We start from the raw sequence: 21,951 nt of genomic DNA, 5'->3' as shown, positions 1-21,951 counted from the left end.
CTCGCCGTGCCCTACCTGCTCGGCCCGACCGTCCGCCGGACCACCGCCCGGCTGTCCACCGTCCGCCGGGAGGACCTCGCCCCGAAGCCGCTGGTCCGGCGCTGCTACCGCACCGGGCGGGCGCTGCGCGCGCTGCTCCGGGAGAACGGGCGCTACCTCGACACGGCCGCGGAGCTGGACGGGCTGCGGCGCACCCGGCCGCTGGCCGAGGACCTTCCGGTCACCGTGCTGGCCGCCGACGACGGCTGCCGGACGGGCGACACCGAGGACTGGCTGGCCCGGCAACGGGAGCTGGCGGCGCTGCTCGGGGCCGACTTCCGCACCACCGCCCCGGCCGGGCACCTGGTGATGTTCGACCGCCCGGACGCGGTGGCCTCGGCCGTGCTCGACACCCGCTGAGGCGCCGCGCCGGGATACCGCGCCGGGACGCCGGGCCGAGGCGTCGCGCCGGGACGCCTCGGCGACCGGCCGGAAACCCCGGGGACGGGCGCCCGGCGGGCCGGATCAACTCCCCGACTGGGACCTCCGGCGGGCGATCTCCCGCTCCACGGCCCGGGGGACGGGAAGGCCGCGGGCCAGCTGCCGGACGGCCTGCCGGGTCCGGGCACCCTTCGATCCCGGGTAGAGCCGGCGTTCCAGCCGGGCCGCCCCGACCAGGCCGGCCAGTTGCCGGTCCCGCTCGTCGGCCGTGCCGGACGGAACGGCCGTATCGGACGGCCCGGTGGTGTCGGCCGGTCCGGTGCGCGCCAGCGTGGCCGCGATCCGCCCGGCGATCAGCGCTCGGGCATCCGGCGGCACGGCCGTCCAGCGACGGTGGGGCAGCCCGAGGAAGCAGCGGCTCCGGACGGTCAGCACGCCCTGTCCGACCATCCGGTCCAGGTAGTGGCGGGTCGTCCTGCCGTGCGGGTGGGTGAGTTCGCGCAGCGCGTGGTCGAGAGTCCGGGGCCGGCCCTTGCCCGCCCGTTCGAGGCCGGCCAGGACGGCGGTGGCGGGCTCGTCGTGGCCGCCCAGTGGCTGGTGGCCGGTGATCCGGCGCCCGTCGACGGTGATCGCGCCGGCCAGCAGGAGTTCGGCGAGGACGGCGCCCGCGACCGCCGTCGAGACGGTGAGGGAGGGGACCCGCAGACGTCCGCCCGCCGGGTCGGCGCAGAGCAGCAGCAGTTCCTCGGCCAGGGGCCGGGTGTCGGAGGAGTTCACGAGGAGAAGGTCTACCCGGGCCGGAAACGCCTCAGGCCGCCCACCGGAGTGGACGGCCTGAGACCTTGCCATGTGCGCCGCCAGGGACTCGAACCCCGGACCCGCTGATTAAGAGTCAGCTGCTCTAACCAACTGAGCTAGCGGCGCCTGCTGACGTCGGAGACTTTACACGGCGCTCACCCGATCCGCCGAATCGTGTTCGATGCTTCACCTTCGGTGACCGGCTCCGGTCGTCGGCTCCGGGTGGTGGCAGGCCGCCTGGTGGTCGGTCCCGGGCGCGTCGTCGGACAGGGCCGGCCGCTCCTGCTCGCAGCGGGTGCGGTCGGCCGGGGAGGTGAGCCCGGCGTAGCGCGGGCAGCGGGTGCGGAAGACGCAGCCGGTGCGGCGCTCGGTGGGCGGGGGCGGGTCGCCGGCCAGCAGGATCCGGTCGCGGGCGCGCTCGGCGGCGGGGTCGGGGAGCGGGACGGCGGAGAGCAGGGCACGGGTGTACGGGTGGCGGGGGCGGTCGAAGACGGCGGAGACCTCACCCTGTTCGACCGTCCGGCCGAGGTACATCACGCTGACCCGGTCGGCGAGGTGCCGGATCACCGAGAGGTCGTGCGAGACGAAGAGGTAGGAGAGGCCCAGTTCGGCCTTGAGCGACTGGAGCAGGTTGAGCACCCCGGCCTGGATGGAGACGTCCAGGGCGGAGACCGGTTCGTCCAGCACCAGCAGCTTCGGCCGGACGGCGAGCGCCCGGGCGATCGAGACGCGCTGGCGCTGGCCGCCGGAGAACTGGTGCGGGTAACGGACGGCGTGCTCGGGGTCGAGGCCGACCTGGCGGAGCAGTTCGGGCACCCGCCGGGCGATCTCCTCGCGCGGGGCGCGCTGGGCGAGCAGTGGTTCGGCGACGATGTCGCCGACCGGCATCCGGGGGTCGAGGCTGGCCATCGGGTCCTGGAAGACGATCTGCACCAGGGCGCGGAGCCGGTGGGCCTCGGCCCGGGTGAGTGCGGCGGTGTCCCGGCCGAGCAGTTCGATCCGGCCGGCCTCCGGGGCGCCGAGCCGCAGCAGTTCGAACAGGGTGGTGGACTTGCCGGAGCCGGACTCGCCGACCAGGCCGAGGGTCTCGCCCTCCCGCAGGTCCAGGTCGACGCCGTCCACCGCGTACACCTCGCCGACCTTGCGCTTGAACACCGTGCCCTTGAGGAGCGGGAACGTTTTTCCCAGCCCGCTCACCGACAGCACCGGTGTCCGGGACGAGCGGTCGCCGGGGCCGGCGACGGGCGGCAGCTCGGGGACGGGGTAGACCTCGGCCGGTGCGGGTCGCCGCTCGGCGAGTTCCGCCGACCGGACGCACGCCGACAGATGACCGGCCGCCCCCTCCAGGGCCGGCTCGGCCGCCGTGCAGCGCTCCTCCACCAGCGGGCAGCGCGCCGCGAACGGGCAGCCCGGGGGCAGTTCGGCCATCGGCGCCGGGGTGCCGGGGATCGGTACGAGCGGACCGCCGCGCCCGTCCAGCCGGGGCAGTGCGCCGATCAGGCCGAGCGAGTACGGGTGGTGCGGGGCCGCGAACAGCTCGTCCACCCCGGCCGTCTCGACCACCCGTCCGGCGTACATCACCGCGACCCGGTCGGCGGTTCCGGCGATCACCCCGAGGTCGTGGCTGACCAGGACGAGCGCCGCGCCGGTCTCCCGCTGGGCGGTGCGCAGCACGTCCAGCACCTGGGCCTGGATGGTGACGTCGAGCGCGGTGGTGGGCTCGTCGGCGAGCAGGATGTCGGGCTCGTTGGCGACGGCCATGGCGATCATCGCGCGCTGGCGCATGCCGCCGGAGAACTCGTGCGGGAAGCTGTCCAGGGCCCGGCCGGGTGCCGGGATGCCGACCAGGTCGAGCAGTTCGGCGGCCCTTCGCCGCGCGGCGGCCTTGTCCACCCGCTGGTGGATGCGGACCGCCTCGGCGATCTGGTCGCCGATCCGGTAGACCGGGGTGAACGCGGAGAGCGGGTCCTGGAAGACCATGGCGATCCGGCGGCCGCGGATCGCGGCGAGTTCCCGGCCTGGCAGTCCGACCAGTTCCCGTCCGTCCAGCCGCACCGAGCCGCTGAGGCTCGCGGTGCGGGGCAGCAGCCCGAGCACGGACAGCGCGGTGACGGACTTCCCCGAGCCGGACTCGCCGACGATGCCGAGGGTCTCGCCGCGTCGTAGGGTGAGGTCCACCCCGCGGACGGCGGGGACCGGGCCCGCGGGCCCGGCGAAGTCCACCCGGAGGCCACGGACGGCGAGCAGCGGGGTGTCGACGGTGGTGGTCACGGGCGCTTCCTACGACTCGCGGACTGGCTGGTGGACCGGCCGGCGGAGCGGTCGGCGGAACGGCGGGTGGCCCGCGAACGGCGGGGCGCGGCACCGGAGGTGGGGTCGAGGGCGTCGCGCAGCCCGTCCCCGATCAGGTTGACGGCGAGGACGAACAGCACCAGCAGCGCGGCGGCGAAGTAGAACAGCCAGGGGAACACCGGGGCCTCGCCGGTCCCGGCGGCGAGCAGGGTGCCGAGCGAGACGTCCGGCGCCTTGACCCCGAAGCCGAAGTAGGAGAGCGCGGTCTCGCTCATCACGGCGCCGCCGACCGCGATGGTGGCGTCGATGACGAGGAAGGAGGCGACGTTCGGCAGGATGTGCCGGCTGATGATCCGCAGCGGCCGGACGCCCATGAACCGTGCGGCGCGGACGAATTCGCGCTCGCGCAGGGAGATGGTCATCGAGCGGACCACCCGGGCGGTGATCATCCAGTTGAACAGCGCGAGCAGCAGGACGAAGGCGATCCAGCCGGCGCTCTTCAGCCGGGACGAGACGATGGTGATGACCAGGAAGGCCGGGAAGACCAGCAGCAGGTCCACCAGGAACATCAGCGCCCGGTCGGCCCAGCCGCCGAAGTAGCCGGCGCAGGCACCGACCACGGAGGCCAGCGCGGTGGAGAACAGTGCCACCAGCAGGCCGATGACCAGGGACTTCTGCAAGCCGCGGACGGTCTGCGCGAAGACGTCCTGGCCGACCCCGTTGGTGCCGAACAGGTGCTCGGCGGAGGGGGGCCGGTGCAGTGCGGAGAAGTCGGGGGCGGCGTAGTCCCAGTGCGTCAGGTACGGCCCGCCGAAGGCGAGCGCGAACAGCAGCAGCACCACGACGGCGCCGGCCACGGCGCCGCGGGCGGCGAGCAGCCGGGAGAGGACGAGCCGGCCGCGGCCGGTGGCCCGGGGCGGGCCGGCAGGGCCGACGGGACCGACGGGGGCGTTGGGGCCGGCCGGTTCGGCCGGTTCGGTGGTGGCGATGGAGGTCAACTCGGCTCTCCTCCGGTCAGGACCGCACGCGCGGGTCGAGGGCGGCGTGCAGGGTGTCGGCGAGGAAGCCGGAGGCGAGCACGACGACGGCGGTGAACAGGTTGATCGCCACCACCGAGTTGACGTCCTGTTCGTTGATCGACTTGATCAGCCACTCGCCCATGCCGTGCCAGCCGAAGATCGTCTCGGTGAAGATCGCGCCGGTGAAGATGCCCAGGAAGCTGTAGGCGAACATGGTCGACATCGGGATCACCGCGGTCCGCAGGCCGTGCCTGAGCAGCGCCCGGCCGCGGGTCAGGCCCTTGGCCTCGGCGGTGCGCAGGTAGTCGGAGCCGAGCACGTCGAGCATGGTGCCGCGCTGGTAGCGGCTGTAGGTGGCGAGTCCGCCGAGGGCCAGCGAGATGGTGGGCAGCAGCAGGTGCAGTGCCCAGTCGGCGAGGTGGGCGCCGAGGCCGCCGGCGAGCCCCGGGGTCTCGTAGCCGGTGAACGGGACGACCTCGTGGCCGGCCGCGTCCTTGGCGGCGATGGCGCCGTTCTTGAGGAACAGCGCGACCAGGAAGACCGGGGTGGAGAGCAGCACGAAGGACAGCACGGTGAGCAGCCGGTCGGAGATCCGGTACTGGCGCACCGCGCTCCACGCGCCGGCGGCGACGCCGAGGACCATGCCCAGCAGGCTGCCGAGCAGCAGCAGCCGCAGCGAGACCAGGACCCGGCGGCCGAAGTCGTCGGTGACCGGCGTGTCGTGGATGCTCCGGCCGAGGTCGCCGTCGAGCAGCCCGCCGGCCCAGTGGCCGAAGCGCTCGACCACCGGCGTGCGGTCGTTCAGGTTGAGCGCGGTGAGCTGGCGCTCGACCGACTCGGCGGACGGCCGGGGCACCTTGGCCTCGAAGTAGGTGCGCGGCTGCAGGGCGGTCGCGGAGACCGCGTACGCCAGGAAGACGGCGGCGACCAGCAGCACCGCGTAGTAGCCCAGCCGTTTCGCCAGGTAGCGGAGCATCAGCGGCCGTCCGTGGTGCGGGTGGGGCCGACGCGTCTGGTGGGCATCGGGTGGTGGCCTCCGGTCCGGGTCCTGTCGTGGTCCTGTTTTGTCATCAGATGACTTTTGTGGCAAGGGAGTTGGGAACACGCAGGTCAGAGTGAAGCACCAGCGCACTGAGGGGGTGTTGCGACGGTGTTGCCGCATGTGACGTCTCGATCAGGTGTGCGCTCCTCCCCCTGGTGGCGGATCTGATCCGCTGTTACGTTCTGCTGGCTCGGTGCCGAATTGGCTGCCCACGATCAAGACCCGTCACACCTCGCGCGCCCCGACTCCCGTCACCAATCCCAGGGGGACCCTCATGGACGCTTCCACCACGGCCCGCCGTCTCGGCCGGGCGGCCGCCCTTGCCGTCGCCGTCGTGCTCGCGGTCACCGCGTGCACCTCGGGCGGTGGCGGTTCGGCCGACAGCGCCACCAAGAGCGAGCCACCGAGACAGGACTCCGAGGACATCAACGCCAAGCCGCTGGACCAGGTCAAGGACGGCGGCGAGGTGCGCCTCCAGCTGGACCAGTGGATCACCCAGTGGAACCCGCTCCAGGTGGACGGCGGCTCCTACACCGACACGGTGAACCTCATCCGCGCCCTGGAGCCCTCGCTCTTCCGCACCGACGCCTCCGGAACCTTCCGGCCGAACCCGGACTACCTGGTGGAGGCCAAGGTCACCTCGACCTCGCCGCAGGTGATCACGTACCGGCTGAACCCCAAGGCGGTGTGGTCGGACGGCAAGCCGCTGAGCTACCTGGACTTCAGGGCCGACTGGCAGGCGGGCAGCGGCAAGGACCCGGCGTACAACATCTACGACCCGTCCGGCTACGAGCTGATCTCCGCGGTCGAGCAGGGCGCCGGCCCGGGCGAGGTCGAGGTCACCTTCTCGGAGCCGTACGCGGACTGGCAGAACCTGTTCCGCCCGCTGATCCCGGCGGCCGGCATCGCCACCCCTGACGACTTCAACAAGGGCTGGGTGGAGAGGATCCCGATCACCGCCGGCCCGCTGAAGATCGGCGTCGCGGACAAGACCGCGCAGACCCTCAGCCTCGTCCCCGATCCGGCCTGGTGGGGCGCCAGGGCCAAGCTCGACCGGATCACCTTCCGGGTGATGGACAAGGCCGCGAGCATCCAGGCGTACCTCAACAACGAGATCGACCTGGCCTCGGCGGGCACCGCCACCGCGTACGGGCAGCTCAAGAACGCCAAGGACACCGTGATCCGGGCCGCCAGCCCGTGGGACGAGGTGCACATCTCCTTCGGCGGCACCGGCGCGCTCGCCGACCGGAAGGTCCGCCAGGCGCTCGGCAGGGCGCTTGACCGCTCGGCGCTGATCAAGATCGCCAACAACGGGGTGCCGGTGGAGTTCAAGCCGCTCGGCAACCACATCATCATGCCCAACCAGGCGGGCTACCAGGACAACTCGGGCGACTGGGCGACATTCGACCCGGCGGCGGCCAAGGCGCTGCTGGACGAGGCCGGCTGGAAGGAGTCCGGCGGCGGCCGGCCGCGCACCAGGGACGGCCGGCCGCTGGAACTGCACTGGGTGCTCAACGACGGCTCCACGCAGGCCCAGCTCGACCTGGCCACCGCGGCGGCGGCGATGTGGCAGACGGTCGGGGTCAAGGTCGACCTGGACAAGGTGGCCGCCAACGACTACTTCGCCAAGTACGTCACCCCGGGCAAGTTCGACATCGCGAGCTGGCGCAACACCGACTCGTTCCCGAACTCCAAGGGCCTGGCCAACTTCCGCCTGCCGGTGGGCGACAACACCTTCAGCAACCCCTCGCGGCTGGGCACCCCGGAGATCGACGCGCTGCTGAAGAAGGCGGCCGGGACGGTCGACCCGGTGGAGGCCGCGAAGCTCTACAACCAGGCGGACGCGAAGATCTGGGAGCTCGGCCACACCGTCGAGCTCTACCAGCGGCCCTCCGTGGTGGCGACCCGCAAGGGCCTGGCCAACTACGGTGCCTTCGGCCTCGCCACGGAGGACTACAGCGTGCTCGGCTGGGAGAAGTAGCCGCCGCCACGGCCGGGGCCGGTCGGGCCGCGCGGCAGGCGCTGGCGAGCAGCGCGGTGATCACGAGGCCGGTGGCGCGGACGCGGGAGGATCGGCTGTGCCGCCCCCGCTGTCCCGCCACCCGCCTTGACCTTCCGCGTTGCCCGCACGCCACCCGTGTCGTGGGGCCCGGCAGGACCCGCGCTCTTCCAACCGGGGAAGAATCTAGCGGCGCTCCGGTCGCCCGCGGCGCAGCGCGCGGGACGCGCCCGGAATCCCGCCGCGCTGTCACCCGGTTCGCGCACCGGAGCGTCAACTGGGGCTGACGGCAAGGAAAAAAGTGGACATTCGGGTCGATCGCGGCGGGGGCGTGCGGTAGTCCGGGAATGCGCCGGAGCGTGCACGCCGATGTGCCGGTGCGCGCACACCTGCCGCGCCGGTACGTGCGCCGGGCCCGGGCCGCTGCCAGGATGCCCGGGACGATCCCTCCCGCACACCCCCGGAGCAGCTCCGATGGCCAGTGACCCCGCCGCCGCGGCACCCCGCAGCCACCCCGTCGACCCGCCGCCGGTGCGCCGGATGCTTCCGCGCGACCGCCACGAGCCGCACCGGGTCGCCACCCCGCTGGAACTCTTCTTCGACCTCTGTTTCGTGGTCGCGGTCGGCCAGGCCGGGCGGGAACTGGCCCACTCCCTGGCAGCCGGAGACTACGGAGCGGGCGGAACCGGCTATGCCCTGTCATTTTTCGCCATCTGGTGGGCGTGGATGAACTTCACCTGGTTCGCCTCCGCGTACGACGTCGACGACGTGCCGTACCGGGTCACCACCCTGGTGCAGATCGCCGGGGTGCTGATCCTGGCCGCCGGGGTGCCACGGCTGTTCGCCACCCAGGACCTGTCGCTGGCGATCACCGGCTACGTGGTGATGCGCCTGGCCATGGTCACCCAGTGGCTGCGGGCGGCCGCCAGCGAGCAGGGCACGGCACGCCGGGTCGCGCTGGGCTACGCGGCCGGGATCACGCTCTGCCAGATCGGCTGGGTGGTGATGCTGTTCCTCCCGCACGGCGCCCGGCCCTACGCCATCCCGGTCGGGGTGCTGTGCGAGCTGGCCGTGCCGGTGGTCGCCGAGCTGCGGCTGCGGACCTCCTGGCACCCGCACCACATCGCCGAGCGGTACGGGCTGTTCACCCTGATCGTGCTCGGCGAGACGGTGGCGGCGGCGACCGTCGCCGTGCAGTCGGCGGTGGACGAGCACGAGGAGCTGGGCCGGCTGGTGCCGGTGGCGATCGGCGGGCTGCTGATCTGCTTCGCCGCCTGGTGGATCTACTTCGCCCGGCCCGTCCACGACCACCTGCGCTCCAACCGGCAGGCGCTGGTCTGGGGTTACGGGCACTACCTGGTGTTCGGCTCGGCGGCGGCGATCGGGGCGGGGCTGGAGGTGGCCGTGGAGTCGGCGGTGCACCAGGCGCACATCTCCGAGACCGCCGCCACCGCGACGGTCACCGTGCCCACCGCGGTCTTCCTGGTCACGGTCTGGTTCCTGCACTCCCGGCACACCAAGCGGGGCGTGGTGGCCCAGTCGCTGGCGCCGGCCGGGGCCGTGCTGGTGCTGGCCTGCACCGCGCTCGGCGGCTCCGGGGTGCTCGCGGCGGGCCTGGTCTGCGCGCTGATGGTGGCGGGTGGCGTGCTGGTCCACGGCCGAGAGAGCAGGCACGGGATCGCCCGCTGACTCCCTCCCGCGAGGACGGGCTAGCCGGCCCGCCCCAGCAGCACCGGTTCGTGCCGGGCCAGCCAGGCCAGGTAGGCCGGGTTGACCTTGGCCAGATCCAGGTAGGCGGCCCGCAGTTCGCCGTACAGCGCGTCCAGTGCGGGTGCGCTGAGCACGCGCGGACGCCAGGTGAACAGCAGCCGGACGGCCAACGGGTCCCCGTGCACCGGGCGGACCACCGTGCCGGGCCCGGGCAGCGAGGTCGGCTGGCAAGGGCGGACGGCCTCGCCGGAGGCGACCAGCTCGGCGGCGGTGGCGTTGTCCCGCACCTGGAGCACCCGGGGGTTGAGCCCGGCCTCGCTGAACACCCGGCGCATCGCCGCGTACTCGTGGTCGGCGGTCGGGTCGACCATCCAGGTGTCCTCGGCGAGGTCGGCCAGGTGGACGACCGGCCGGGCGGCGGCCGGATGCCCGGCGGCGAGCGCGACGAACTGCGGCTCCCTGGCCATCAGTACCCGCTGCTCCGCGTCCGGCGGCACCCGCAGCGGGAAGCCCTCGCTCTCGTACACGAAGGCCACGTCCAGCTGGTCGGCGGCGACCATCCGCAGCAGCGCGCTGGCCGAGATGTCCACGTGGATGGTGGTGTCGGTGTCCGGCAGCCGCTCGTGCACCCGGCGCAGCCAGGCCGCGACCGCCCGGCTGCCGACGCTGCCGATCCGCAGCCGTCGCTGCCGGCCCGGCCCGGCCGAGTCCCTGGCCTCCTGGCGGGCGGCGGCCACCAGGGCGGCCATCTCGGTGATCACCGGCCTGGCCCGGGAGAGCACCGAGTGGCCGAGCGCGGTGGGCCGGCTGCCGGTCTGTTCACGGGTGAACAGGGTGCCGCCGATGGCCCGTTCGATGCGGTGCAGCTGGGTGGTGAGGGAGGGCTGGGTCATGCCGAGCTGGAGCGCGGCCTTGCGGAGGCTGCCGGTGTCGGCGATCGCGCACAGCACCCGGAGGTGTCTCACGTCGAGCTCCACGTCCGGGAGCATAGACGCCGCCCCACTGTCTCGCCAAGGACATGACAGGCATTCAAGGCGTGTCGGGGAGCCGGCCGGCGGAACGGCCGGTGTCGTGTGCGGCGGACGTGCGGCGGAGGTGCGGCGGACGTGCGGTGGACGTGTGGCGGGCGTGGGGTGGGCGTGGGGTGGGTTCGTGCGGCGGGTTCGTCCGGGGGGGTTCGCCCGACGGGTTCGTCCGGTGGGGTCAGCCCGGCCGGACCGCGTGCCGGGCCCGGCCACCATGCGGCGGTGCTATCGCCGGTTGACATCATCCGTGACGGCCCCGGGCGGGTCGAAGCTCGGGAACAGCAACCCGCCCCCGGTCACACCCGTGGGGCGGCCCCCACCGTGCGCCGTCGCCGGGCCCGGCCCCCACCGGCCCCCGCGAGCCGGCGCACCGCGAATCGGAGCCCCACATGAAGCGATCCGTGCTGTCCGCCGCCCTGGGCCTGGCCCTCGCGGCGGGCCTCGCGACCCTGCCCGTCACCGCCGCCACCGCGGCGCCGGCCGCGCCCGCCGTCCCCGCCGTCCAGGGCTACACCCCCTCGACGCACGCCGCCCCGGCCGCGGAGACCGCGGACAACCAGGCCTTCTTCCGGGCCGTGATGGCCTCGGCCAAGGCGCGGCAGGCCGCGAACCCGTGGCTGCTGAGCGTCACCGTCACCTACGACACCGCGAACGCGCCCTCCTTCACGAGCCAGATATCCCAGGCCGCGCAGATCTGGAACGGCTCGGTGAGCGGGGTGCGGCTCCAGGAGACCGGTGGCAACGGCGACTTCTCGTACTACGAGGGCAGCGACAGCCGCGGCTCGTACGCCAGCACCGACGGCCACGGCCACGGCTACGTCTTCCTCGACTACCAGCAGAACCAGCAGTACAGCTCGCTGCGCGTGGTGGCGCACGAGACCGGGCACGTGCTCGGCCTGCCCGACGACTACGCCGGCCCGTGCAGCGAGCTGATGTCGGGCGGCGGCCCCGGCCCGTCCTGCACCAATCCCTACCCCGACGGCAACGAGCGCAGCCAGGTCGACTACCTCTGGGCCAACGGTCTCGCGGCCCGGAACTGACATGTCCGGCAGGTGAGTTCGGCGCGGCGGGCCGTCCGGCCGGAATCGGTCGGCCCGCCACTCCGGGTACTTCCCCGGACCGGAGCCTAGCCGCCACCGGAACTGAATGCCAGGGGCACGATTGAGTCAAGCCGAGGAAAAGGCCACTCAATTCGGCTCCGCGGGCAGGGTATTGGACGGTGCTATCGCGGGTTGCCATCATCCGCGGGCGCACCGGGTTGCCCGAAGCTCTGGGGACACCATCCGTTGACCAGGTGTTCCCCCGGGCCGGCCCCCAACCGGCCACGACACCCCACGAATCGGAGCCCCCACATGAAGCGATCCGTGCTGTCCGCCACCCTCGGCCTCGCCCTCGCGGCCGGCCTCGCGATCCTGCCCACCACCGCCGCCACCGCGGCGCCGGCCGCCCCGGCGGTCCAGGGCTACACCGCCACGACGTACGCGGGCTCGGCCGCGGAGACGGCCAACAACCAGGCCTTCTTCCAGGCCGTGATGGCCTCCGCCAAGGCCAAGCAGGCGGCCAACCCCGGCCTGGCGGTCGTCACCGTCACCTACGACGCCAGCTCCGCTCCGTCCTTCCGCAACCAGATATCCCAGTCCGCGCAGATCTGGAACGGTTCGGTCGCCAACGTCAAGCTGCAGTCCGGCTCGGCCGCCGACTTCCGCTACTACGAGGGCAACGACAGCCGCGGCTCGTACGCCAGCACCGACGGCCACGGGCGCGGCTACGTCTTCCTGGACTACCAGCAGAACCAGCAGTACAGCTCGGTGCGCGTGGTGGCGCACGAGACCGGGCACGTGCTCGGCCTGCCGGACCACTACTCCGGCCCGTGCAGCGAGCTGATGTCGGGCGGCGGCCCCGGCACCTCCTGCACCAACGCCTACCCGAACACCACCGAGCGCAGCCGCGTCAACTCGCTCTGGGCGCGCGGCTGACCCGAGCGGTGAGCGCCCCGGACCGGCCGCCTCGACGCGGCCGGTCCGGGGCGCCGCGGTTGTCGGGCGGTGTGGCGCAGGGCGGGCGGGGCCGCGGCAGGCATCGTCGGTACGGGCGGGCCCGTTGCAGGGCGGCCGTTGTCGGTACGGGCCGTTGTCGGTGCCGCGTGCGAGCATGCGGGCGAGACCCCTCCGCCCCCGACCGCAGGAGCCACCGCCATGTCCCGTGCCGTCCCCGACCGGCTCGCCGACCTCCCGTACGCCGAACTGCTGCGCCCGCACACCGGGCCGCTGCGCAGTGACGAGCGGTACGACACCGCGCACTTCGACGGCGGCGAGCACACCGACGAGTCCGGCGCCGGCGGGTCCTTCCTGGAGTGCGCCTTCACCGGCGTCGCGCTCAGCGGGGTCAAGCTGCGCCAGGCCCGGTTCAACGAGGTCTGGGTGCAGGCCGGCCGCTGGGTCGCCTGCGACCTGAGCAGCTCCGAGTGGCAGGACAGCTCCTTCGTCGGCGGGGTGCTCGCCGGGGTCGCCGGGTACGGCTCGGCGCTGCGCCGGGTGGTGTTCCGGGGCTGCAAGCTGGAGGCGGTCAACCTGCGCTCGGCCGTCCTGCGGGACGTCGTCTTCGAGGACTGCCTGCTGCGCGACGTGGACTTCGGCGAGGCGAAGCTGACCGGGGTGTCCTTCCCCGGCTCCACGCTGGAGGAGGTCCGGCTGCGCGGCGCGACGCTGAGCAAGACCGACCTGCGCGGGGCCGTCCGGCTCGGCCTGACCGACGGCCACCAGGGGCTGCGCGGCGCGGTCATCAGCTCCCTCCAACTGATGGAGCTGGCACCCCAGTTCGCCCAGGCGCTGGGGATCGACGTCAAGGACCGCTGAGCACCCCGGCCCCTTCGTCCGTTCAGCCGGGCGTCGCTCGGTGACGACCGGGCGAACTCCGGTGGCGCTCCGGCGAACAGTCCGCCAACCCTGGCGCCCGCATCTGGTGGCCCGGTTCGGCCGCGGTGGAGACTTCTCCGCGATCGATGGCCCCGACTTGTGTGCACAACATCGCCAGCGAAGGGACGGACCGGTTCTGATGGCCGAGTTGAGTCGTAGGAAGTTCGTCACGCTGTCCGGTGCCGCCGCGGCGGGCCTCGCCGTGGCCGGCACCGGTGCCGGCGCCGCGGGTGCCGCCCCGGGCGGCCCGGCCGCAGCGGCCGCCACCACCGCGCTCGGCACCACCGGCACCATCCGCGACGCCCAGCACGTGGTGATCCTGATGCAGGAGAACCGCAGCTTCGACCACTACTTCGGCACGCTGCGCGGCGTGCGCGGCTTCGCCGACCGCAGCGCCATCCAGATCTCCGGCGGCTACAGCGTCTTCAACCAGCCGAACGGCCTGCTCTCCCGCCAGTACCCGTGGCAGTTCAGCCTGACCAAGCCGGCCGGCGGCGCCGACCCCGAGCGCCTCGCCCAATGCAACGGCGACCTCAGTCACGGCTGGAGCGACCAGCACAAGGCCTGGAACGGCGGCAGGATGGACTCCTGGGTCGCCGCCAAGGGCAACGTCCGCACGCTCGGCTTCCTCACCCGCCAGGACCTCCCGTTCCACTACGCGCTGGCCGAGAACTGGACCATCTGCGACGCCTACCACTGCTCCGTCCTGAGCGCGACCGGCCCCAACCGCACCTACCACTGGTCCGGCCAGATCGACCCGGCCGGCACCGCGGGCGGCCCGGCCTACGACGGCGGCGACGAGAAGGGCCTGCGCTGGCAGACCTACGCCGAGGCGCTGGAGAGCGCCGGGGTGAGCTGGAAGGTCTACCAGAACGCCGCCGACAACTACGGCGACAACGCGCTGGCCTACTTCAGCCAGTTCTCCGGCGCCCCGGCCGGCAGCCCGCTCGCGGTCAAGGGCATGGGCTCGGTGCCCAAGGTGACCGGCAGGACCCCGGACGACATCGCCGCCGCGATCAAGGCCGACGTGCTGGCCGGCACGCTCCCGCAGGTCTCCTGGATCGTCCCTGACCAGGCCTCCTCCGAGCACCCGTACTCCACCCCGGTGGACGGCGCGCACTTCGTCCACATGGTGATCGACGCGCTCAACGCGGACCCGAACGTCTTCAACTCGTCGATCCTGTTCATCAACTACGACGAGAACGACGGCTTCTTCGACCACGTCCCGCCGCCGGCCGCCCCGGCCGGAACCCCGGGCGAGTTCTACAGCGGCACCAACATCGGCCTCGGCTTCCGCGTCCCGATGATCGCCGTCTCGCCCTGGACCCGCGGCGGCTGGGTCAACTCCGAGACCTTCGACCACACCTCGGTGCTGCGCTTCCTGGAGTCCTGGACGGCCGCCCTCGGCAAGCCCGCAACCTGCCCGAACATCAGCGACTGGCGCCGCCGCGTCTGCGGCGACCTGACCGGCGTGTTCGACTTCGCCAACCCGGTGTACGGCCTGCCCGCCCTGCCCGACACCTCGCAGACCATCGGCCTCGCCGCCTGCGGTCCGCTGCCCAACCCGGCCCCGGTGAACAACCAGCTCCCGGTGCAGGAGCCCGGCACCCGGCCCGCGCGGGCCCTGCCGTACCAGCCCAACGCCAACCTGGACCACCTGGAGTTCGGTTCGGGCGGGGTGATGAAGGTCTGGATCACGATGGCCAACGTGGGGGCGCCGGCGGCGAAGTCCGCCCACTTCGCCGCGTACGCCAACGCCTACCGCGGCGGCGGCCCCTGGCAGTACACGGTCGACCCGGGCGGCAGCACCAGCGACTTCTTCAACTGCGGCAGCGGCTTCGGCGGCGGCCCGTACGACCTCACGGTGGTCGGCCCCAACCGCTTCCTGCGCCGCTTCAAGGGCGACGCGACGAAGGCGGGCAAGAACGCGGCGGTCACCGCCTCGTACGCGGTCGAGCCGGGCACGGGCAAGCCGGCGGTGTACTTCAGGCTCGCCAACTCCGGCACCACGCCGCTGACCTTCACCATCGCGTCCGACAACTACCGCACGGACGGCCCCTGGACGTACCAGGTCCCGGCCGGCGGCAGCGTGACCGACTTCTTCAACGCCGTGGCCTACACCAACGGCTGGTACGACTTCACCGTGACGGTGGACGCCGACGGCAGCTGGTCCCAGCGCTTCACCGGCCACCTGGAGACGGGCGCCGCCAGCGTCACCGGCTGAGGCCGCGGGCCCCACCGCCCGCGCCGGGCGGTGGGGCCTTCGCGCCGGCGGCGCCGGAACGGGCGGTGCGTCACGCCGCTCCGCCCGGTGCCGTCGTCCGGCTCAGACCGGTGCCTTCGTGGCCACGGCCGCGAGTGCCATCCTGGGTACCTCGGCCGCGTAGCCGTCGTCCACGCGGTACGTCGTGGGGCGGACCCGGGTGCCCGGTGGCGCATCGATGCCGGCGAGGTAGGCGGTGTGGTCGAAGTGCTGCTGGACGCGGTGCCAGGCCTCGTTCCGGTCCAGCCGAGCGAAGAAGGCATGGATGCCGTACATGTCGGCGAGGTAGTCGCACATGCGCCGGCGGGCCTCGTCCTCGGTCTCCGCTCGGACGATCAGCGGGTCGTAGACGTCCGAGACGCTGACGGGCACGTCGAGCCCGTCGAAGAGGGCCACCATCCGGGCCCGGCTGAAGTGCTCGTACGGGTGGCCCACCGCCGAGTACGAGTGGACGACCTCGCCGAAGAACCTGGCCATGGGACTGGAGTCGTCGAAGTCGTGCACCACGACCCGGCCTCCGGCCCTCGCCACGCGGACGGCCTCGGCGATGGCGAGCGGGCGCCGTTCGGGGGCGATGTGGTGGGTGCCGTAGGCCAGGAGCACGGCGTTGACGGATTCGTCCCTGAGGATCAGCGCCTCGGCGGACTGCCGGAGCGCGGACAGCCCGTAGGCGAGCGCCCGCTCCACCATCGCGCCCGAGATGTCACCGGTCAGGATCCGCAGCCTCGCGCTCGTGCCGCCGCCGTGCGCGGTCAGCGCCCGTGCGATGGTCCCGTCCCCGCCCAGGACGTCGAGCACCGTGACGTCACCGGCCGCGTGGGCCGGTGCGGCGAGTTCCAGCAGCCGGCGCGCTCCGGTCCAGCGGACGGAGGCGTCCTGCTGGGCGCGGCGGTAGGAGTCGCCCCGGCCGGTGGCGTCGGACTCGAACTCGTTGTCGCAGGCGGCGAGGCCGCCGTCCACGGCGACCTCCCGCAGCCGGGCACGGTCGATCAGGGAGCTCAGCTGGGCATGGTCGCTCGCGATGGTGCGGAGGTAGGCATCCAGTGACATGGACGGAAGGTACGTGTCAGGCATGGGGGGGAACTCCTTCCGAAGGCGGGTGGCGCCGGTGCCAGCCGACCGGTGCGGCGACGGGGCGTCGCGGCACGGTGGCGAACACCAGGCCCGGCGCGAGCGGGTTCCCCGGCTACGGATGGAGCGATGTCCGTCGTATCCGGTGCTCGCGACTCACTCCCCCGAGGAGGGACACGGAACACACCCGGACGGGCGAGGTGAGGCTTCGCCCCTGCCGTGTGCGGGCGGCGCTCGAAGCGGCCTCCCCACCCGACCGCCGAAGGGGTCCTTCCGCCGGGCCTTCCACTCGTGGGGACGGTGCCCTTCGGCTCTCGGGTCGGCCATTCGATACTGACCGTCGCCCGGATGCGCCGCAACACCGGCTGCTCCGGCGCCCTGGATCCGGGCGGTTCACCGGCCACCCGGGGGCCGGCGCCGCCGGCTGGGGCCGCGGGCCCCACCGCCCACCCCCGTCGGGCAGTGGGGCCTCCGTGTCAGCGCCGCCAGAAGAGGTGGTGCGCCACGCCGCTCGGGCTGGGCACGACCTCCAGGTCGAAGCGGTCGAGCAGCTCGTCGGGGGAGTCCCAGAGCTTCAGTCCGGATCCGAGCTTCACCGGGGAGACCGCCACGTGCAGGGTGTCGACGAGACCGGCGTCGAGGAACTGCCGGATGGTGGTGACGCCGCCGCCGAGCCGGACGTCCTTGCCGTCGGCGGCCGCTCGGGCCTGTGCGAGGACCGTGGTCGGGTCGCCGTCGACGAAGTGGAACGTGGTGTCGGAGAGCGCGAACGACGGGCGCGGGTGGTGGGTCATCACGAACACCGGGGTGTGGAAGGGGGGTTGGCCGCCCCACCAGCCCTGCCACTCGTGGTCCTGCCAGGGCCCGCGCTGGGGCCCGAACTTGTTGCGGCCCATGATCTCTGCCCCGATGTTGCGGGCGAAGTCCCGGGTGAAGTAGTCGTCCAGGCCCCGGCTGCCTCCGGGATCGGTGCGCATCGGCCAGCTCGCCGTGGCGCCCGCCCAGGAGAACAGCCGCTCGGCGCGATCGAGGCCGAACGGCAGTTCGAGGGTCTGGTGCTCGCCGGCGGCGATGCCGTCGCTCGAGACGTTGAAGTTCATGACTCTGAGCAGTTGTTCCATGGCTGAAGCTCCTGTCGCACCACCGTGCGGCCGGACGCCGCACACCATGACGTCGGAGCGGACCCGGCTGCCTTGACATCGGGACGGGACTTTTTCCCGGACGTTTCGGGAGTGGCCCCGCCGGCGCCGGGCGGGCGGTGAGCCCGCCCGGCGCCGCGGGGGGTCAGCCGCCCGTGGCCTGGAGTTCCGGGTCCGCCGGCTGTTCCCAGCCGTCGGCGGCGGGCGGTTCGCTGCCGGTGTGCCGGGTGAGGAACAGGACCAGGGCCGCACTGGCCATGGCGAGGGCACCCGCGGTCAGGGCGAGGGTGTTGTGCCCGGTGGCGAACACCGCGTGCAGGGTGTCTTCCAGGGCACCGCGCCGCCCGGCCGGAGCGGCGGCGATCAGGCCGTCGGCTCCGCCGCCGGACAGGGTTTGGGCGGCCTGGTGCGGGTCGGTGACCTTGCCCTCCATGGATCGGCCCATGGTGGAGACGGCCAGCGTGCCGAAGACGGCGACGCCGAAGGCGTAGCCGAGCTGTTCGAAGGTGCTGTAGGTGCCGCCGGCCATTCCGGCGCGGTCGTAGGGCACCGAGCCCAGGGCGAGGGCGGCGGCGACCTGGAAGACCAGTCCCATGCCGAGGCCGCTCAGCGCGAGGCCGCCGACCAGGGCGGGCCACCCGGAGCCGGGGCCCAGGAAGCCCTCGGCCGACACCCCGAGGCCCGCGAGGAACAGGCCGAGGGTGGCGCCCACGCGGGGGGAGGGCTTGGGCATCCACCGGCCGCTCACGATCGCGACCAGGGCGGCGGCCAGGGCGTGCGGCAGAACGACCAGGCCGGCGCCGACCGGGGAGAGGTGCTGAACGGACTGCAGCCACATCGAGGTGTAGGGAAGGATCCCGTACACCGCCGCCTCCCCGACGGCGATGGTGATCATCGCCGCGGTGAACGCGGGCCGGCGGAAGAGCGAGAGGTCCAGCAGCGGGTGGACGCTGCGCCTCTGCACGCCGACGAAGGCCACGAGCGCGAGCAGGGCCGCACCGAGGGGGACCAGCGTGGCCGCGGCGGTCCAGCCGTGGGAGTGCGACCCGGTCAGGGCGTAGACCAGGCCGCCCGCGCCGACGGCGAAGAGCAGCAGACCAGGCACGTCCAGACGCCGGGTGGCGTCCTTGGCCGGGGTGGAGCGGGGGACGTAGCGGAAGGTCATCCACAGGGCGAGCGCGGTGACGGGCACGTTGACGTAGAAGATCCACCGCCAGTCCAGGGCCTCGGTGAGGAGGCCGCCCAGGACCGGGCCGAGCGCGGCAGCACTGGCGGCCACCGCCGCCCAGATGCCGAAGGCCATCCCCAGCCGGCGCCCCGAGTACAGGGTGCCGATCAGGGAGAGGGTGGTGGCGAACATGGCGGCCGCGCCGATGCCCTGCACCAGGCGGGCGGCGATCAGCCAGCCCATGTCCGGTGACAGCGCACAGGCGACGGAGGCGAGGGCGAAGACGAGCAGGCCCGCCGCGTACACGCGGCGCCGGCCGTGCAGGTCGGCGAGCATGCCCGCGCCCAGCAGGGCGGCGGCGACCGCCAGCGCGTAGCCGTCGGCCACCCACTGCAGTTGCGACAAGGACGCGTCCAGCGATCCGGACATGGACGGCAGGGCGACCAGCACGATGGTGACATCGACCAGCAGCATGAACGTGCCCAGGCAGATCGCTGCCAAGGGCCCCCAGATACGCATGAAACGAACTCCCGGAGTGAGTGGGCAAGACCTCCACACCCTCTGCGCCCCACCGCAGGCACCCCAAGCCATACCCTGCGGGACGGAAGGATCCGGCACACAGATGAGGTATCGCGGTGGATTCGGACAGGCTCGACGAGCTCGATCAGCGGCTGCTCCAGGGCCTCCAACTGGACGGCCGGGCTCCCTTCAGCCGCCTCGCCCAGGACCTGGACGTCTCCGAGCGGACCGTCGCCCGTCGCTACCGACGGCTGCGCACCATGGGCCTGCGCATCGTGGGCCAACCGGTGCCCGACCGTCTGGGCCTGGTGCGCTGGCTGCTGCGCCTGCGCTGCACACCCGACGCGGCCGCCGCCATCGCCGACGCGCTGGCCCGCCGTCCCGACACCAGCTGGGTCACCCTGGCTTCCGGCGGCACCGAGCTCTACTGCGCCCTCAACACCCGCACCGCCGACGAGCGCAACGCCCTCCTGCTGCAGAAGCTCCCGCGCACCCCGAACGTGCTGTCCGTCAGCGCCCACTGCATGATGCGGATCTTCGTCGGCACCACCAGCACCTGGCACGCCACCCGTTTCCACGCCCCGGCCCCGACCGAGCCGTCCCCCGCGCCGGAACCGCTGCCCCTGGATGCCACCGACCGGGTGCTGTTCGCCGAACTGGCCCGCGACGGCCGGGCCCCCCTTGCCGAACTCGGTACCGCGGCCGACCGCTCCGCCTCCAGTGTCCAGCGCCACCTCGACCGGCTCAGGGACGAAGGCGCTCTCGGCTTCTCCGTCGACTTCGACCCCCAGCTCCTGGGCTACCGGATGACCACCCAGCTGTGGCTGAACGTCGTCCCGGTCCACCTGCGCACCGTCGGCGAGGCCCTCGCCACCCACCCCGAGATCGCCTTCGCCGCCGCCATCACCGGCACCGCCAACCTCGTCGCCAGCGGCGTCTTCCGTACGCCCGCCGACCTCTACAGCTATCTCGACCAGCGCATCGGCCCCCTCCCTGGCATCCAGAACATCGAGACCGCGCCCACCCTCCGCGAGGTCAAACGCCTCGCCCACGTCCTGCCCTGACCCCCAGGCGGAACACCACGCCCCCGCCCGGGCAGGGGCGTCCCGTGTCCGCTACACGCCGCCGGTCCCCTGGTTCGGCTCCCGGCGACGCGAGACGGTCGCGATGGTCGCCCAGTCGCTCGCCGACGAGCGGCACCTGCGTGAGACCTGCGTGGAGGCCACCCGGGACGGCCGCCACGCCGAGCTGTCCGAGGCGATGGACCGGCGCCGTCCTGCGCACCGCCGTGACCTTCGAGTGCGTCGACGGCGACGGGAAGCGCGCCGGCTGGTCCCTGGCCCGCGCCGGGCCCGGGAGCGTCAGGCGAAGGGGCCCCGGGGGAACCACGGGTCGTGGACCTCGCGGGGCCCGTCCGGCGTGAGCAGGGTGAGGCTGTGGGCGCCGGAGGCGTACTCCGCCAGCTGCACCGAGCCGTGCCGGGTCTCCAGTTCGGCCTGCACCGGCACCGGCAGCTTGGTCAGCGCCCGCCGCAGTTGCAGCGCGTCGCGGCGGCTGACCGGCTGCGGGGAGCGGAGCACCAGCCGCAGCGGGCTGAGCGGCCCGGTCACCGGGACGCCGCTGCCCAGTTCGTAGCCGGCCGCGCCGATCGGGCCCCAGGGGAGCCGGTGGTCGGCGACCAGGCGGCCGACCTCGGGCAGCAGCGCCAGGGCCGGGATGCCGGCCAGCCGTTCGGGGGCCAGGTGCCCGCGCCGTTCGGCCAGCTGTTCGGGCCGCAGGGTCCTGGCCACCGCCGCCCAGGGGGCCAGGGCGTCCAGGCGCCGGCCGGGCCGGGGGCCGCGGACCGTCACCGGGAACCACAGCTCGGGCGCCGCCTCCGCGTCGCGGGTGCAGCGCTGGGGGTGCGGCAGGTCGACCGGGTTGCCGACCACGGCGGGGGCCCGGCCGACCGTGACCCAGGGGTGGGCCCGCAGGACCGCCCGCGCCCAGTCCGGCAGCTCGCCGCCCGCGAAGGGCCGCAGCGAGCTGGGGCACTGCATCAGCAGCAGGTCGTGGGGGCCGGGCAGCCGGCCGTCCAGGGCGGCCAGCGGGCCGACCCGTCGGCGCGGTCCGTCGTGCGGGTCCTCGGCGGTGCGTCGGGCGGGGCTTCCTGGATGTACGACGGTCACTGCGGGCTCCAGAGGGTGGCGTCGATTTCGCCGACGGCCCCAATGTGCGCCCGGCCGACGGCCCGTGGCTACGGCCGTTGGGCGCGTTCACCAGGGACCAAAGGCTCAAGGTGCGCCCGTGGGCACCCGGTGTGAGAGTGGGGGCAAGCCCGGTATCCGACCTCCCGTCCGTCCCGTTTGGAGGAGTCATGGGCATCTTCGACAGGTTGTTCCACCGGCCGCCGCAGGAGTCCGTCGGACAGGAGGCCGCCGAGCGCGCGGCCCTCGCCCACGACGAGGCCGCCGACGCGTACGGCGACGAGGTCGAGCGCAGCCGGGACCAGCAGGAACGGCTCGCCCAGGAGGAGGCCGACCGGCGTGCCGCCGAGAACATGACGGCCGAGGGCGATCCCTGGGACTGAGG

18 protein-coding genes and 1 tRNA gene are annotated in these 21,951 nt (G+C 73.3%); 9 read left to right on the top strand and 10 right to left on the bottom strand.

What is annotated here, in order from left to right; translation table 11 throughout:
• On the top strand, positions 1-399 hold a 399-nt coding region (locus tag BU198_RS36985; protein ID WP_411293278.1), incomplete at its 5' end, for an alpha/beta fold hydrolase.
• A 105-nt stretch (positions 400-504) separates the two neighbouring features.
• Here BU198_RS36985 and BU198_RS36980 read toward each other — a convergent pair.
• The 5 genes from BU198_RS36980 to BU198_RS36960 form a co-directional block, all read right to left on the bottom strand.
• On the bottom strand, positions 505-1,197 hold the full coding sequence (locus BU198_RS36980; RefSeq protein WP_188301185.1) for a GOLPH3/VPS74 family protein: 693 nt from the start codon (positions 1,195-1,197) through the stop codon (positions 505-507).
• 73 nt (positions 1,198-1,270) lie between these two features.
• Positions 1,271-1,344, bottom strand: a tRNA-Lys gene (locus BU198_RS36975).
• A 60-nt stretch (positions 1,345-1,404) separates the two neighbouring features.
• The gene (locus BU198_RS36970; protein WP_188301184.1) at positions 1,405-3,489 is read right to left on the bottom strand and encodes a dipeptide ABC transporter ATP-binding protein; all 2,085 of its coding nucleotides are present in this window, start codon (positions 3,487-3,489) and stop codon (positions 1,405-1,407) included.
• Positions 3,486-4,508 (bottom strand): ABC transporter permease, encoded by a 1,023-nt coding sequence (locus tag BU198_RS36965; RefSeq protein ID WP_188301183.1) that lies wholly within the window; start codon positions 4,506-4,508, stop codon positions 3,486-3,488. The genes BU198_RS36970 and BU198_RS36965 overlap by 4 nt, the downstream gene beginning before the upstream one ends.
• Before the next feature lie 16 nt (positions 4,509-4,524).
• Entirely contained in the window at positions 4,525-5,505 is a 981-nt protein-coding gene (locus tag BU198_RS36960; protein WP_188301182.1) for an ABC transporter permease, read from the bottom strand.
• A gap of 340 nt (positions 5,506-5,845) precedes the next feature.
• Here BU198_RS36960 and BU198_RS36955 point away from each other — a divergent pair, with 340 nt between their 5' ends.
• Together BU198_RS36955 and BU198_RS36950 are read left to right on the top strand one after the other, a co-directional pair.
• Complete coding sequence (locus tag BU198_RS36955) at positions 5,846-7,552, top strand: ABC transporter family substrate-binding protein (protein ID WP_188301181.1); 1,707 nt, start codon at positions 5,846-5,848, stop codon at positions 7,550-7,552.
• A gap of 492 nt (positions 7,553-8,044) precedes the next feature.
• Positions 8,045-9,259 (top strand): low temperature requirement protein A, encoded by a 1,215-nt coding sequence (locus BU198_RS36950; protein ID WP_223245443.1) that lies wholly within the window; start codon positions 8,045-8,047, stop codon positions 9,257-9,259.
• A 20-nt stretch (positions 9,260-9,279) separates the two neighbouring features.
• On the opposite strand, the gene BU198_RS36945 is transcribed toward BU198_RS36950, so the two are convergent.
• Entirely contained in the window at positions 9,280-10,257 is a 978-nt protein-coding gene (locus BU198_RS36945) for a LysR family transcriptional regulator (protein WP_401092108.1), read from the bottom strand.
• A 437-nt stretch (positions 10,258-10,694) separates the two neighbouring features.
• Here BU198_RS36945 and snpA (BU198_RS36940) point away from each other — a divergent pair, with 437 nt between their 5' ends.
• The 4 genes from snpA (BU198_RS36940) to BU198_RS36925 all read left to right on the top strand — a co-directional run bounded on the left by snpA (BU198_RS36940) (position 10,695) and on the right by BU198_RS36925 (position 15,444).
• Positions 10,695-11,345, top strand: coding sequence for a snapalysin (gene snpA / locus BU198_RS36940; RefSeq protein ID WP_188301179.1), 651 nt, complete (start codon positions 10,695-10,697; stop codon positions 11,343-11,345).
• Between the two features lie 312 nt (positions 11,346-11,657).
• Positions 11,658-12,281, top strand: coding sequence for a snapalysin (snpA, locus tag BU198_RS36935; protein ID WP_188301178.1), 624 nt, complete (start codon positions 11,658-11,660; stop codon positions 12,279-12,281).
• 219 nt (positions 12,282-12,500) lie between these two features.
• Positions 12,501-13,160, top strand: a complete 660-nt coding sequence (locus tag BU198_RS36930) for a pentapeptide repeat-containing protein (protein WP_188301177.1) — start codon at positions 12,501-12,503, stop codon at positions 13,158-13,160.
• A gap of 199 nt (positions 13,161-13,359) precedes the next feature.
• Positions 13,360-15,444: a phosphocholine-specific phospholipase C gene (locus BU198_RS36925; RefSeq protein ID WP_188301176.1), complete on the top strand. Its 2,085-nt coding sequence runs from the start codon at positions 13,360-13,362 to the stop codon at positions 15,442-15,444.
• 102 nt (positions 15,445-15,546) lie between these two features.
• Here the strand turns inward: BU198_RS36925 and BU198_RS36920 are convergent, their stop codons facing one another.
• The 3 genes from BU198_RS36920 to BU198_RS36910 all read right to left on the bottom strand — a co-directional run bounded on the left by BU198_RS36920 (position 15,547) and on the right by BU198_RS36910 (position 19,362).
• Positions 15,547-16,557: a methyltransferase domain-containing protein gene (locus tag BU198_RS36920; RefSeq protein ID WP_188301175.1), complete on the bottom strand. Its 1,011-nt coding sequence runs from the start codon at positions 16,555-16,557 to the stop codon at positions 15,547-15,549.
• Positions 16,558-17,030: 473 nt separating this feature from the next.
• Positions 17,031-17,675: a dihydrofolate reductase family protein gene (locus BU198_RS36915; protein WP_188301174.1), complete on the bottom strand. Its 645-nt coding sequence runs from the start codon at positions 17,673-17,675 to the stop codon at positions 17,031-17,033.
• A gap of 163 nt (positions 17,676-17,838) precedes the next feature.
• On the bottom strand, positions 17,839-19,362 hold the full coding sequence (locus tag BU198_RS36910) for an MFS transporter (RefSeq protein WP_223245442.1): 1,524 nt from the start codon (positions 19,360-19,362) through the stop codon (positions 17,839-17,841).
• Positions 19,363-19,496: 134 nt separating this feature from the next.
• Between BU198_RS36910 and BU198_RS36905 the strand changes: the two genes are divergently transcribed.
• Positions 19,497-20,444 (top strand): Lrp/AsnC family transcriptional regulator, encoded by a 948-nt coding sequence (locus tag BU198_RS36905; protein WP_188301172.1) that lies wholly within the window; start codon positions 19,497-19,499, stop codon positions 20,442-20,444.
• 297 nt (positions 20,445-20,741) lie between these two features.
• Here the strand turns inward: BU198_RS36905 and BU198_RS36900 are convergent, their stop codons facing one another.
• Positions 20,742-21,548, bottom strand: a complete 807-nt coding sequence (locus BU198_RS36900; protein ID WP_188301171.1) for a phosphoribosyl-dephospho-CoA transferase MdcG domain-containing protein — start codon at positions 21,546-21,548, stop codon at positions 20,742-20,744.
• A 188-nt stretch (positions 21,549-21,736) separates the two neighbouring features.
• On the opposite strand from BU198_RS36900, the gene BU198_RS36895 reads away from it, so the two are divergent.
• The gene (locus tag BU198_RS36895) at positions 21,737-21,949 is read left to right on the top strand and encodes a hypothetical protein (protein WP_188301170.1); all 213 of its coding nucleotides are present in this window, start codon (positions 21,737-21,739) and stop codon (positions 21,947-21,949) included.
• Positions 21,950-21,951 lie beyond the last annotated feature (2 nt).

Source organism: Streptomyces sp. CBMA156 (assembly GCF_014596515.1).
In the GTDB taxonomy this organism is placed as follows: Bacteria; Actinomycetota; Actinomycetes; order Streptomycetales; family Streptomycetaceae; genus Kitasatospora.
This window is presented reverse-complemented; position numbering and strand designations above follow the sequence as displayed.

Coding starts and splice junctions, on each gene's coding strand:
- BU198_RS36950 (WP_223245443.1), top strand. CDS start 8,045: ATGGCCAGTGACCCCGCCGCCGCGGCACCCCGCAGCCACCCCGTCGAC.
- BU198_RS36955 (WP_188301181.1), top strand. CDS start 5,846: ATGGACGCTTCCACCACGGCCCGCCGTCTCGGCCGGGCGGCCGCCCTT.
- snpA (WP_188301178.1), top strand. CDS start 11,658: ATGAAGCGATCCGTGCTGTCCGCCACCCTCGGCCTCGCCCTCGCGGCC.
- BU198_RS36920 (WP_188301175.1), bottom strand. CDS start 16,557: ATGCCTGACACGTACCTTCCGTCCATGTCACTGGATGCCTACCTCCGC.
- BU198_RS36925 (WP_188301176.1), top strand. CDS start 13,360: ATGGCCGAGTTGAGTCGTAGGAAGTTCGTCACGCTGTCCGGTGCCGCC.
- BU198_RS36895 (WP_188301170.1), top strand. CDS start 21,737: ATGGGCATCTTCGACAGGTTGTTCCACCGGCCGCCGCAGGAGTCCGTC.
- snpA (WP_188301179.1), top strand. CDS start 10,695: ATGAAGCGATCCGTGCTGTCCGCCGCCCTGGGCCTGGCCCTCGCGGCG.
- BU198_RS36915 (WP_188301174.1), bottom strand. CDS start 17,675: ATGGAACAACTGCTCAGAGTCATGAACTTCAACGTCTCGAGCGACGGC.
- BU198_RS36930 (WP_188301177.1), top strand. CDS start 12,501: ATGTCCCGTGCCGTCCCCGACCGGCTCGCCGACCTCCCGTACGCCGAA.
- BU198_RS36960 (WP_188301182.1), bottom strand. CDS start 5,505: ATGCTCCGCTACCTGGCGAAACGGCTGGGCTACTACGCGGTGCTGCTG.